At 67.9% G+C, this 13,394-nt stretch carries 9 protein-coding genes; 5 read left to right on the top strand and 4 right to left on the bottom strand.

Going from position 1 to position 13,394, the window contains the following annotated elements; translation table 11 throughout:
- Positions 1-523: 523 nt before the first annotated feature.
- Positions 524-2,350, top strand: a complete 1,827-nt coding sequence (locus HD841_RS14665; RefSeq protein WP_179509621.1) for a DUF885 domain-containing protein — start codon at positions 524-526, stop codon at positions 2,348-2,350.
- A 19-nt stretch (positions 2,351-2,369) separates the two neighbouring features.
- Here HD841_RS14665 and HD841_RS14660 read toward each other — a convergent pair whose 3' ends face one another.
- Positions 2,370-4,010, bottom strand: coding sequence for a M28 family peptidase (locus HD841_RS14660; protein ID WP_179509620.1), 1,641 nt, complete (start codon positions 4,008-4,010; stop codon positions 2,370-2,372).
- A gap of 68 nt (positions 4,011-4,078) precedes the next feature.
- Positions 4,079-4,546, bottom strand: a complete 468-nt coding sequence (locus HD841_RS14655) for a hypothetical protein (protein ID WP_179509619.1) — start codon at positions 4,544-4,546, stop codon at positions 4,079-4,081.
- A gap of 255 nt (positions 4,547-4,801) precedes the next feature.
- Between HD841_RS14655 and HD841_RS14650 the strand changes: the two genes are divergently transcribed.
- From HD841_RS14650 to HD841_RS14635, 4 genes are all read left to right on the top strand, one after another.
- Positions 4,802-7,816 carry a TonB-dependent receptor plug domain-containing protein gene (locus HD841_RS14650; protein ID WP_179509618.1) on the top strand — a complete coding sequence of 1,005 codons (3,015 nt, stop codon included), beginning with the start codon at positions 4,802-4,804 and terminating at the stop codon, positions 7,814-7,816.
- A gap of 90 nt (positions 7,817-7,906) precedes the next feature.
- Positions 7,907-9,160 (top strand): aspartyl/asparaginyl beta-hydroxylase domain-containing protein, encoded by a 1,254-nt coding sequence (locus HD841_RS14645; protein ID WP_179509617.1) that lies wholly within the window; start codon positions 7,907-7,909, stop codon positions 9,158-9,160.
- A 273-nt stretch (positions 9,161-9,433) separates the two neighbouring features.
- Entirely contained in the window at positions 9,434-11,539 is a 2,106-nt protein-coding gene (locus HD841_RS14640) for a TonB-dependent siderophore receptor (protein WP_257015596.1), read from the top strand.
- A 134-nt stretch (positions 11,540-11,673) separates the two neighbouring features.
- Positions 11,674-12,411, top strand: coding sequence for a LuxR C-terminal-related transcriptional regulator (locus HD841_RS14635; RefSeq protein WP_179509615.1), 738 nt, complete (start codon positions 11,674-11,676; stop codon positions 12,409-12,411).
- Between the two features lie 53 nt (positions 12,412-12,464).
- Here the strand turns inward: HD841_RS14635 and HD841_RS14630 are convergent, their stop codons facing one another.
- The gene (locus tag HD841_RS14630; protein ID WP_179509614.1) at positions 12,465-12,944 is read right to left on the bottom strand and encodes an RES family NAD+ phosphorylase; all 480 of its coding nucleotides are present in this window, start codon (positions 12,942-12,944) and stop codon (positions 12,465-12,467) included.
- On the bottom strand, positions 12,941-13,375 hold the full coding sequence (locus tag HD841_RS14625; protein ID WP_179509613.1) for an antitoxin Xre/MbcA/ParS toxin-binding domain-containing protein: 435 nt from the start codon (positions 13,373-13,375) through the stop codon (positions 12,941-12,943). Before HD841_RS14625 ends, HD841_RS14630 begins: the two co-directional genes overlap by 4 nt.
- Positions 13,376-13,394 lie beyond the last annotated feature (19 nt).

Below are 13,394 nucleotides of genomic sequence, written 5' to 3'. Positions count from 1 at the left end.
GTTGCAGCGGGTTGCGATGTCCACCGGCCGGCCCCGGCAAGCCGGGTTTTCCGCGTCAAAGCACGAGCATTTGACGGGGGTCCGGCGGCGGGTTGCCGCTTTGGCGGGCAAAAGCCGCTGACACCGATGGCTCGCGGGTCCGTGGTGCCGGGAGGCACTGACTTTTACGCGGAAAACCGCCCCTGCCGGTGGGCGGGCATCCCGGCGAGGCTCCCGCCATTCGTGCTTTGACACGGAAAACTCCGCCGTGCGAGGCGGGCGGGGAGGGGGCATCGCGTGCTGCCGCCGGTTCGGCCGGCGACCGTACTTACGCACGGTAAACCTCGGCCACGCCGCCGCGCGAGGCGGACCAGCGCCGACGTCGTGCCGATCGCCGGGTGTCGCGGATTCTCAAGATCGCGGGCCGACCGCCGACCACCTCCGCTTTGACGGACGGCACCGGCGGGCATCGGAACGCACGCTTGCGTCGCGGCGCGATCGTCGCCTAGCCTCGGCCACTTCTCCGGTTTTAAGGGCTATCGGCATGGATCGTCGCGTTTTTCTCACATCCACTGTCGCGGCCGCCGGGCTGGGTCTCGTGCCCGGACGATCGGTCTTCGCGCAGGTCGCGTCCCCGGCGCCCGCTCCCGCGGCGGCGGGCGATGCGCGCCTCACCGCGGCGTTCGACCAGGTGCTGGCCGAGACGGTCCGCGCGGCGCCCGAATTCGCCACCTCGCTCGGCCTCGACACCGGCGCCAATGCCGCGTTGCGCCATCAGCTCGGTGACAACAGCTATCGAGCGATCGCCGACGACCTGGCTCGCAATCGCCGCGCCCGCGCGCTGGTGGCCGCGGTCGATCCCGCCTCCTTGTCCGCGCAGGCGCGGATCGATCGCGAGGTGGTGCTCTACAACATCGATTCGAACATGGTCGGACCGCAGCGCTTCGGCCTGTTCTCGCCGCAGGGGCCCTATCCGATCTCGCAGCAGGACGGCGTGTACTTCTCGCTGCCCGACTTCCTCGATTCTACCCATCCCGTGAAGACCGCGGACGATGCGCAGGCCTATCTGGACCGGCTCGCGCTGATGGGCCGGCAGCTCGACAACGAGAGCGAGGTGCAGCGTCGCGAGGCGGCCAAGGGGCGGCTGGCCCCCGACTTCTCGCTCGATCTCGCGCTCGGTCAGATGGCCAAGCTGCGCGCGCCCGCCGCGGCGGACAGCCAGCTCGTCCAGTCGCTGGTGCGGCGCGCGACCGCCGCCGGGATCGCCGGCGACTGGCAGGTGCGTGCGACGCGGATCGTCGAGACGCAGGTCTATCCGGCGCTCGATCGCCAGATGGCGCTGATGCGCCGGCTGCGCCCCTCGGCGCGCGACGCCGCGGGCATCTGGGCGATCCCGGAGGGCGAGGCGATCTATGCCGCGGCGCTGGCACAGGCGACGACGACGACGCTGTCGCCCGCCGAGGTGCACCGCATGGGCCTGCAACAGGTGGCGGAGCTCACCGCGCAGCTCGACACGATCCTGCGCGGGCAGGGCCTGACCCAGGGCAGCGTCGGCGTGCGCCTCGACCAGCTCAATCACCAGCCCGAGCAGCTGTTCGCCAACACCGACGCCGGCCGCGCCGCCCTGCTCGCCAGCCTCAACGCCGGGGTCCGCGGCATGCAGGCCCGGCTGCCGCAGGCGTTCAGCAATCCGCCGAACGCGCCGCTGGAGATCCGCCGCGTCGCACCCGAGATCCAGGACGGCGCGCCGAACGGCTATTATTTCCGCGCGCCGCTCGATGGTTCGCGCGCGGCGATCTACTGGATCAATCTCAAGTCTGTGCAGGACTGGCCGAAATACACGCTGCCCAGCCTGACCTATCACGAGGGCGTTCCCGGCCACCATCTGCAGATCTCGACGGCGCAGCGCGCGCCGACCCACACGCTGCGCAAGATCGCCTTCTTCAACGCCTATCTGGAAGGCTGGGCGCTCTATGCCGAGCAGCTGGCCGACGAACTGGGCGGCTATGCCTCGCCGGTCGAGCGGGCGGGCTATCTGCAATCCTTCCTGTTCCGCGCGGCGCGGCTGGTGGTCGACACCGGGATCCACACCAAGCGCTGGACCCACGATCAGGCGACGCGCTACCTCGTCGACACGGTCGGGTTCGCGCCGGGCCGCTCGCAGCGCGAGGTCGAGCGCTATTGCGTCTCGCCCGGCCAGGCGTGCAGCTACAAGATCGGCCATGCCGCCTGGCTGCGCGCGCGGGACACCGCACGGAAGATCGCGGGCGACCGCTTCGACCTCAAGCATTTCCACGACGTGCTGGAGGCCGGCGCGATGCCGCTGTCGATGCTGGAGCGGATCGTCGAGGAGCGCGCGCGGGCGGTCTGATCGCGTGCGCGGCGGGGGCTCAGCGGCCCCCGCGTTGCGCCGCGCTGTCGTCGCGGATCGCCTTGAACTCCGATCCCGCGCGCCAGGCCGGCCAGGCGCTGCCGTTGGCGAGGTCGAAGCCGATGCGACGCAGCAGGTCGACGTCGGCGGCGGCACCCTCGAGCCGCCAGTCGGGCGACCAGGCATCGCAGGTCTGGTGGTAGCAGCGCATATAGCCATCGAGCCATCGCTGACCCGCGGCACGCCCGCCTTCGACCAGGTCGGGCGCACCGCTGATCGCCATCAGCAGCAGCGTCGGCACGCCCCGCCGCGCCAGCGAGAAATGGTCGGCGCGGTAGAACAGGCCGCGCTCCGGCAGCGCCTCGGGCGTGACGCTGCGCCCCTGCGCGCGTGCCGCGGCGGCCAGTTGGTCCTCCAGTGCATTCTGTCCCTCGCCGACGAGCAGCACGTCGCGCGCCGGGCCCGCGGTCTGGAGGATGTCGAGCGTCAGGTTGGCGACCGTCTTGGCAACGGGGTAGACGGGATGCGCGGCATAGGTTTCCGACCCGAGCAGCCCGCGCTCCTCGCCGGTCCACAGCGCGAACACCTGCGTCCGCGCCGCGCGAGGCGCGGTGGCGGCCGCGCGGGCGATGGCGAGCACGCCGGCGGTGCCCAGCGCATCGTCGTTGGCGCCGGGCCGGACGCGCCGGCCCGCGGCGTCGGGCGTGCCGAGACCATAAGCGTCCCAATGCGCGCCATAGAGGATCGTCTCGTCGGGCCGGCTGGCCCCGGTCCGCTTGGCGAGGACGTTACGGCTTTCCGCGCGGGTGACGGCGACCGGCAGATCGACCGACAGGCCCGCGCCCTTCAGCGCGACCGGACGGAAATCGGAGCGCCGCGCCGCCTTGCGCAACGCGCCGAGATCGAGGTCGGCCTGCGCGAACAGCCGCGTCGCCGCGCCGCCCTCGATCCAGCCCTGCAGGCCGACGCGGGGCATCGCCGGCGCGGCGACATCGTAATTCTCGCCACCGGGCGCGGTGACGGTCGCCCAGCCATAGCCGGCGCCCGGCGTGTCATGGACGATCAGCGCAGCCACCGCACCGCGCCGTGCCGCCTCTTCGAACTTGTAGGTCCAGCGGCCGTAATAGGTCATCCGGCGGTCGCCGAAGCGTCCGGCGGCATCGTCGCCGGCGGCGGCTTCGAAATCGGGATCGTTGATCAGGAAGACCGCGACCTTGCCCTTGAGATCGACGCCCTTGAAATCGTCCCACCGCCGTTCGGGTGCGGCCACGCCATAGCCGACGAAGACCAGCGGCGCCTTGCTGACCACGGCGCGCGCGTCGGGACGGACAGTCGACAGATAGACGTCGCGTCCCATCGTCCAGGCGGTGCCGTTCGCGGTGACCGCGCCGTTCCCCAGCTGCGTCCGGATCAGCGGCACCGGCTGGGTCCAGCTGCCCGCCGGTCCACCCGGCTCCAGCCCGGCCGCCTTGAACTGCGCGATCAGCCACGCGACCGTTTTGGCTTCCCCCGGCGTACCCGGTGCGCGCCCCTCGAACGCGTCGGACGCGAGGACCTTCACGTCCGCCGACAGGCGCTCGGCCGGAATCTGCACCGGCGCCGACGTCGCGGCGAGCAGCGGCAGGGAGGCGAAAGCGACAGCGAGGGTGCGACGGGTCATGAAAGGCCGATCCTGAAGTGGGTTGCGGATGGTATGGCAGCCGGAGTCGAGCAGTGCCAGCGTCGTCGTCAGCGCAGCCGCCGCACCCGGACCGCGCGCCGCCCGGGCGCATTGGCGATGTAGCTGCCCAGCGGCCCCGCCTTGATGGTCACCACATCGCCCTCGCGCAGCCGCACCATCGCCTGCTCCGTGGTTTCCCACATGCCGCCGTCGTCCAGCGTGAACCGCATCAGCCCGCCGGGCAGTCCGGTCGAAGAGCGCAGCGTCCCCACCAATTGTTTCAGTTGCGCGTCATCATCGCCATCACCGAACAATTTGATCGACGGCAGCGAGAAACCGAACATCGACCGCTTCGCTTTCTGGACCTCCTGCCGATCGAGCACGACGATGTCTTTGTTGCGCCGCGCATCGTCCATCGTCCGGGCGGCGCGATCATAGCAGGCAAGACGCGCATCATTGTCGGCGATCGACCGGCATTGCGTGAATGTTTGCAACACATCTGGACCGGCCGGGGCGGCCAGCGCGCTCGCCAGCAATAGATAGGACAGCATGACGTACCTCTTTCACTATAATCGCGGTAATAGTGTTTCCGCTCAGCGCCGGAAAACGCGGCAGTACCACTGCCGCACCGATTGTGACGGAAATATCACTACGATTTTACAATCATATAGCGGCTGAGATTCGGCATTGTCTGCATGTCATCGCACTGCAACAAATTTGCCCGCGACTAGGCAAAAAATGCCGGCGCGCTGGTCCGCCTCCCGGCAGGGCGGCGACAATAAGGGGTTCTCATGACGCTAAGCCTTCGTTCTCATCTTCTGAACACGACCCTGATCGTCGGTGCCGCATTGATCGGCACGCCGGCGTTGGCGCAGACCGCGCCTTTGACGCAGGAAACCCAGCAGACGTCCGACGATCCCAACGCACCGCCGCCCGCCGCGGAAGGGCAGGACATCGTCGTCACGGGTACGCTGATCAGCAACCCGAACCTCGTATCGTCGACGCCGGTAAATACGGTGTCCGAGAACGAACTGACGCTGCGCAACGTCAACAACGTCGAACAGATCCTGCGCGAACTGCCCGGCCTGACGCCGTCGATCGGTTCGTCGGTCAACAATGGCACGGGTGGCTTCTTCACCGCCAACGTCCGCAACCTCGGGTCGCAGCGCAATCTGGTGCTGCTTGACGGCGACCGGATCGTTCCGGCCGCCGAAGGTGGCGCGGTCGACCTCAACAACATCCCGACCGCACTCGTGCAGCGCCTCGACGTGCTGACCGGTGGTGCATCGACGACCTATGGCGCCGACGCGGTCGCCGGCGTGATCAACTTCATCACCAAGAAGAACTTCGCCGGCATGGAGGCTTCGGCCAGCCAGCAGATCACCGAGCGCGGGGATTCCAACTATTTCCGTGCCGATCTGACCGTCGGTGCGAATTTCGACGACGGCCGCGGCAATGCGGTGTTGAGCCTGGGCTATCAGGAGGCCGACCCTCTCTATCAGGGCGCGCGCGACATCGGCGTGTACAGCATCGACTCGGGCAGCGGCGTCGCTGCCGGATCGTCGCGCACCAGCGTTCCGACCACGATCAGCTTCACCAATGCGCAGGCCGCCCGCGCCGGCCTGTCGACCGGCACCGTCCAGGTCAATCCTGCCGGTACCGCGCTGGTGCCGTTCTACAGCGGATTCAACTTCAGCCCGTACAACATCTTCGCGACGCCGTTTAAGCGTTACAACATGTTCGCCCAGGCAAATTACGAGATTAACGACAATCTCGAAGTTTACACCCGTGGCCTGTTCTCGAAGAATACGGTGCAGTCGATCATCGCGCCGTCTGGCGTGTTCGGCGAAGCGCTGACGGTGCCGGGGAACAACCCGTATCTGCCAGCGGCCCTGCGCGACCAGCTGTGCCTCGCCAACAATGTCGCGCTCGGCGCCGCCTGCAACACCAACGCCGCCCTCGCGCTGCCCGCGGTATACCGTCGCTCGACCGAGCTGGGTCCGCGCAGCTCGACCTACACGACGACGATGTTCGACTATAAGGCCGGCCTGCGCCTGCGCTTCTCCGACCATATGAAGCTCGACGTGTTCGGCGCCTATGGCGAGAGCGACATCAACCAGACGCAGTCCGGTTACGTCCTGCGCAGCCGCGTCCAGCAGGCGCTGAACGCCAACAACACGACGTCCTGCCTGGTCACCACCAACAGCTGCGTGCCGCTCAACCTCTTCGGTCCGCAGGGGTCGATCACGTCCGATCAGGCGAACTTCCTGAACGGGCAGAGCACCATCCAGATCCACACCGCCTTGTCGCAGGCCAAGGCCGTGTTCAACGGCGACTTCGGCACGACCTCGCCGTTCGCCAACGAGCCGATCGCTTTCGCCGCGGGCGCGGAATACCGCAAGTACAGCTACCGGCGCCAGCCGGACAGTTACGCGCTGTCGCCGGGCGAACTGGGTGGTTCGGGTGGCGCGGTGCTGCCGTTCTCCGGCAGCTATGACGTGCGCGAAGTCTTCGGCGAGCTGATCGCGCCGCTCGTCGCCGACAAGCCGTTCTTCCACTCGCTGACGCTGGAAGCGGGTGTCCGCTATTCCGACTATAAGGTGCAGGCGGCGAACAACCCGAGCTTCACCGCCACCACCTACAAGGCGGGCGGCAGCTTCGAGCCGGTCAAGGAAATCAAGTTCCGCGGCGTCTACCAGCGCGCGGTACGCGCGCCGAACATCAGCGAGCTGTTCTCGCCGGTGGCCACCGGGCTCGACAACCTGTCGCCGGGCCTCGACCCCTGCGTCGGTGCGCGTCCGCTCGCCAGCGCCAACCTCGCGGCCGCCTGCGTCGCGCAGGGCGCGCCGGTGTCGGCGATCGGCACCATCCCCGAGCCTTCGGCAGGTCAGCCGAACGTCACCGGTGGCGGCAACCCCAACATCCTTCCCGAAAAGGCGGACACCTATACGCTCGGCGTCGTGGTACAGCCGCGCGGGGTCGTGCCGGGGCTGAGCATCGCCGTCGACTATTTCAACATCAAGGTGCGGAACGCGATCACCTTCGCCACGGCGGCGGATATTCTGTCGCAATGTTTCGGCACCACGCCGTCGGCGATCACCGCGGCACAGGCGTCATCGGCCGCGTGCACGGGTATCCGCCGCAGCGCCACCGACGGCAGCCTCAGTGGCTCGAGCGCCACGGTGGCTGGCCTGCCGCAGCCGCTCACCAACCGCGGCCGCCTGCGGACCGACGGCATCGATCTCAACGCCAATTATGCGCGTGACTTCGGTGACATCGGGTTGAACCTCGGCTTCCAGGGTACCTGGACGGCGCACAATTACTTCCGCGCCTCGCCGACCGCCTATGACCGTGACTGCGTCGGCTATTTCAGCACCAGCTGTTCGTCGATCCAGCCGGAGTTCCAGTGGAACCAGCGTACCAGCCTGACCTTCGGGCCGGCGACGCTGTCGCTGCTGTGGCGCCACATCGGCAAGGTTCGCTACGAGGCGCTGGCGCCCGACGCGGTGCAGCGTCAGGTCACCACCCCGCTGTTCAACGGCGTGGTCACCGGCCCGTCGCCGCTCGCGGGAGGCACCTACAACTTCAACGAAATCAAGGCGTACAACTATTTCGATCTGACCGCTCAGGTCGAGGTCAACGACCACCTGACCTTCACGGCGGGCGTGCGTAACCTGTTGGACAAGAAGCCGCCGCTCGTCGGTTCGGCCGCCGGTTCGACCGCCTACAACAGCGGCAACACCTATCCGTCGACCTACGACGTGCTGGGCCGCCTGTTCACCGTGTCGGGCAAGCTGCGCTTCTAAGCGCCGCCGGCCATCGGACAAGGAAAGGGGCGGCCTGCGGGCGGCCCCTTTTTTGTCTCACCACCCCCGCAAAGCAGCGAGTGCGCTTCGATGACCGACCTTCCTCAACGTGCACGGATGCTGGCGGCGGAGGCGATGACCGCACGCCAGCGCGGCGACGCCGCCGCCGAGCGCAGCCTGCTCGATCAGGCGCTCCGTCTCGCGCCCGACCATCCGCAATTGCTCAACGCCCGCGGGATGCGGGCGATGGCCGACGGCGATCTGCGGCAGGCGCTGGACCGCTTTGCCGGCGCGGCGGCGCGTGACCCGGGCGAGCCGGTGCTGCGCATCAACCAGGCGACCGTCTATCGGATGATGGGGCGGGACGAGGACGAACGGCGTGCGCTGGAAGCGGCGCTGGCGATCGACCGACTCAACTTTACCGCGCAATTGCGGATCACCGAATTGCATCAACGCTGCGGCCGCGAGGTGCTGGCCGCGCAGGGCTGGGCGGGAATCGTGCAGATGGCGGCGGCGATGCCGGATCGCCCGCCGGCGATCGCCGACGCGCTGGCGCGCGGCCAGGCCTTCCTGGCCGACCATAATGACCGGCTCGGTCGTGCGATCGACGGCGCGCTCGGCGGCCATGGGTCGCGGCGGATGGCGGCGTGCGTCGACCATATGCTCGGCCGCCGCGCGATCTACGCGAACCAATGCGCGGGCGTGCATGTCCCGTTCCTGCCCGCCGACGAATTCTTCCCGCGCGCGCTCTTCCCCTGGCTCGCCGAGCTGGAAGCCCGGACCGAGGCGATCCGGCGCGAGGCGCTGGCGATGGTCCGCGACGGCAGCGACGCGATCCGTCCTTATGTACGGCAGGAGGCGGGCACGCCGGCGAACCGCTGGTCGGGGCTCGACGGCAATGCCGATTGGAGCGCCTGTTTCCTGTGGGAATATGGCGTGCGCAACGATGCGGTCTGCGCCCGCTGTCCGGAGACCGCCGCAGCGCTCGCCGCAGTGCCGCAAAGCGACATTCCCGGCAAAGCGCCCACCGCGTTTTTCTCCCTCCTCCGCCCCCAAACCCACATCCCCCCACATACCGGCGTCACCAACGCCCGCGCGATCATGCACTTGCCGCTCGTCGTCCCCGACCGCTGCCGCTTTCGCGTCGGCGGTGAGACACGGACGTGGCAGGAGGGCGAGGCATTCGCTTTCGACGACACGATCGAGCACGAGGCATGGAACGACAGCGATGAAGCACGGATCGTGCTGATCTTCGACGTGTGGAATCCTCATCTGACCGCGCAGGAGCAGGCGATGCTGCGGCAGGTGTTCGACATCACCGGTCAGGGCGGCGTGGCACCGTAACTCGGCGGCAGAGCTGGCGGTCAGCGGGGCTGCAATTGCCGATTCAGACATCATCGGAAAGGAGAATGCAGAAGACATAGCCGCCAAAACTCGGCGTTCTGACGCAGGTCTACAGCCGTCTCAGTCGACGCCCGTCAAAACCCGAGGCGATTACCCTCCGCCGTTTGCGCTCGATAATCATTAGCGATACAGGCGGCGCAAATTGGTCCGGTTCGGCGCTTTGCTGTCGCAGGCGGATCGACATTCATCGGCCGGGGGGCAAACGACATGACCATGATCGCACGATGCGCGGGCATCGCCGGCGCAGCCGTTGCCATCGCGATGGCGGGCGCCGCGGTCGCGCAGGATCGTGTCCAGCCGGACACGACGACGGCGACCGATAACGCGAATGACGATATCATCGTCGCCGTCCGCGCTGCGAACGCGAGCATCATCGGCAGCGACGTGCCGTTGCACGTCTACCCGCAATCGGTGCGCATACTGGATCGCACCACGATCGATGCCCTCAACCCCACCCGGCTCGGCGACCTGCTCGATCTCGCCGGGGGCGTCGCGCGGCAGAACGACTTCGGCGGGCTGTGGGACAAATACTCGATCCGCGGTTTCGCCGGCGACGAGAACGCCGGGCCGGATATCCAGGTCAACCGGTTCAGCAGCAACTATGGCTTCAACGCACCCTATGACGTCGCCACGCTTGAGAGGGTCGAGGTCCTGAAAGGGGCGACCGCCGCTCTGGCGGGGCGGGGCGAGCCGGGCGGTGCGATCAACCTCGTCACCAAGGCGCCGCGCGACCATGTCGCGGCAAGCGGGCAGGCGGGTTATGGCAGTTGGGACACATGGCGCGCCGTCGCCGACGTTACCGGTCCGCTCGCGTCGCGGCTGTCGGTCCGGCTGATCGGCGTCGCCGAGGATCGCGGCAGCTTCCGCGATCATGTCGACGGCACGCGGCGATTGATCGCGCCCTCGATCGCCTGGGCGCCGGCCGCGGGGCTGCGGCTGCTGTATCAGGGCGAATATATGCGTAACACGTCGGTGCTCGATCGCGGCATCGTCGCGATCGGCGGCGACGCCCGCGCGATGCCGCGTACCACCTTCGTCGGCAACCCCGGCGACGGCCCGATCACCCAGAACAGCCTTTGGCAGCAGGCGAGCGTCTTCGCGCAACTCGCCGAAGGCGTCGCCCTCGAACTCGGCGCCAGTCAGCGCGACGGGTCGTTGCGCGGCTATGCGACGATGGTCGATTTCGGACCGCGCGGGCTGCAGGCGGACGGCCGGACCGCCGGGCGGGATCGCCGCTTCCACGATTTTGACTGGAACGACCTCACGCTCCGCGGCGAGGTGACCGCCAAGGCGCAATGGCTCGGCATCGAGCATGACCTGCGCATCGGCGCCGACCGGGTCCGCCATGGACTGGATTTCGCGCTCGACCGCATCCGCGGGTCGGCGACCCGTCCGTTGCTGCCGATCGACCTGTTCGATCCTGTCTATGGCCGTCAGCCGCTGCCCGTTCCGACGCCGTTCGCCAGCCGCCGCTCGCACTTCCGCAGCAGCAGCGTCTACGCGCAGGACGTGCTGCGCTGCGGTGCCGTCACCCTGCTGCTCGGCGCGCGTTGGAACCGCTTCGCAGAGACCGTGGTCAACCGGTTGTCCGGCAATCGACGGCTGGAGACGCGCAACACCGGAGTCACGCCACGCGTCGCGCTGACGTGGCAGGCCATGCCTCAGCTGGCTGTCTACGCGAGTCACGGGGAGGCGCTGCGGCTCAACCCGTCCGACGGGATCACGACGTTCGACGCCGAACGCAGCCGCTCGTCCGAGATCGGCGTCAAGCTCTCCCTGCTGTCCGGCCGCCTCACCGGACAGGCCGCGGTCTTCGACATGGTGAAGCGCAACGTGCTGAATCCGAACGCGACCGATCCGTTCTCCCGCACCCAGATCGGCCGGCAGCGGTCGCGTGGCGCCGAAGCGGAAGCGACGCTGGCGCTGCCCGGCACTATTCTTGCCACGGGCGTCTACACCTATCTCGATGCGACGGTGGAGAATGACGTCAACACCGCGCTGATCGGCCAGCCGCTCAGCAACGTGCCGCAGCATATGGGCAGCCTGTTCGTCCAGAAACGCGTCGGGCGGGCGGAGCTTGGTGGCGGGATAACGCACGTCGGGCGCCGCGCCGGCGACCCGTTCGGCAGCGGGTATCAGCTGCCGGCCTATACGATCGCGCGTGCCAGCATCGGCTATGCCGTCAACGATCATATCGGCGTCCGCGCCGACGTCGATAACCTGTTCGACCGTTATTACATCGCCAGTTCCTACGCCTCGGTCTGGACGACACCCGGCGCGCCGCGCAACGCCCGGATTACCGCGTCGATGCGCTTCTGAGCGCCGGCACGCGCTGGTCGGCTCAAGACGCAGAGATCGCGCCGGCACACGGGCGCTGCCCATCGGACACTGGCAGGCGACGGTGCGGCACAGTAGCTTGATCACTATCCAATCCGGCGACCGAGGGGATCGACATGTCAGACGCGCCGTTCGGCCTGAGCGACAGGGAGCGGGAGGTGCTGCGCCTGCTGGCACGAGGACATGACGCAAAGAGCGCTGCCGCCGCACTGAACGTGTCGGTGCATACGGTGAACGAGCGCCTGCGGGCAGCACGCGCCAAGACGGGGGCGAGCAGCAGCAGAGGCGCGGCACGCCTTTTAGCCGATCGGGAAGGGCCCCAGGAATTTGTACCCAAGGAAATGCGGGTAGGCGGAGGCGCTGCGGCATCGGAGCAGTCATGCCCGCCCCGGCCTGGGGCCACGGACGGCTCCCGTTTGCCGAGCCAATGGGGACTTGCAACGATGATAACCATATTGGCAGCCGCCGCGATGATCGCGGGGGTTCGTAGCACCGTCGGCGACATGCCTCAGTCCGTCGCTCCGAAGGTCGTCAGGACTGTCCCTGCGCAGGGCGCGACCGTCGCGCCGGGGCCGCTGACGCTGAGCGTCACCTTCGACCGGCCGATGCGGCCTGGGAGCTATTCCTTCGTCCAAAAAAGTGCGCAGACCTTTCCGGACTGCGGATCGAACCAGCCGGTGCAGTCTGCCGATGGGCGGACCTTCACGTTGCGATGCGAGGTGCAGCTCGGCCGTCGGTACGAACTGTGGTTCAACAGTCCGCCGTATATGAATTTCACGGATCGCGCCGGTGTGCCGGCGCTTCCGTTCGGCCTGTTTTTCCAGACGGGCCGAGCACCGGCCCGCAGCCGATAGCAACCATGGTGGCAATAGCCTGCGCAAAGGTATCTGCCCTCACGCACGCCGGCTCATCCGTAGAGTCGCTCATCCCACCAGATCGGCTTGGGCAGGTCATAGGTGATGCGCGCCGCGTCCTCGTGCAGGGGATGGATGATCACGTTGCGCTCCAGGCGCGCAGGGATCGATGGTACGAGCAGCAGCGCGGTCCGCTTCTCCTCGAACCAGGCTTCGCCGAACGCCTTGCAGATGCCTTCGTCCTTGCCGTCCCAGCCGGGATGCGCGGCGGTCTGGAACACTTCGTAGCTTGTGCCGCTGGGGATGGTGATGCGGATGAAATGCTGGTTCGGCGGCAGCACGCTGTTCGCATGGACCAGCTTTTCGAGCACCGCGGTCGAATAATGTTCGGACGTATAGATGACCGGACTGGAGGCGGTGTTCCATCGGCCCGGGTACAGGCGCGCGCCTTCGCTGTCGTAGATCGGATGCGCGCCGTCGGGATCACCGATGCGGAAGGCCGTGAGGACGCGATCGGTCCTGCTGCCCCTCACGCCCCGCCACCATAGGCCGCCCGCCCGAGCAGGTTGATCACCAGATCGGCACCCGGACCCGTGGCGAGCGCGACATCGAGCGGAGCCTTGCCGTCGAGCATCGGATGCGGCCGGCTGAGGAAATCGCGCGCGGTCTCCGGCGCCTTGTAGATCTGCAGCGCGAAGCTGAACACCTTGGCGAGACGGGCAAGGCGGTCGCCTTCCTCGCTGGTCAGCCGCTTGGTCGGCGACTTCCGTCGCCGCTCCAGCGTCGCCTTCGAGATCAGCCGGTATTTGAACCGGACATCATCGGGCGCGACGACATCGGCGAGCCGATCGAGTGCCGACACCGGCAGGCCGCTCTCGATCGAGTCGGCCAGCGCGAGCCGCGACGCCTGCCTGCCGGCGTTCACGCCGAGCAATGTCTCTATCGATGCGGGCTGCGTTGCCATGACTCACTCCAGATCAGGT

The sequence above is a fragment of the Sphingomonas melonis genome, from assembly GCF_013409985.1.
Classification (GTDB): domain Bacteria; phylum Pseudomonadota; class Alphaproteobacteria; order Sphingomonadales; family Sphingomonadaceae; genus Sphingomonas; species Sphingomonas melonis_A.
This window is presented reverse-complemented; position numbering and strand designations above follow the sequence as displayed.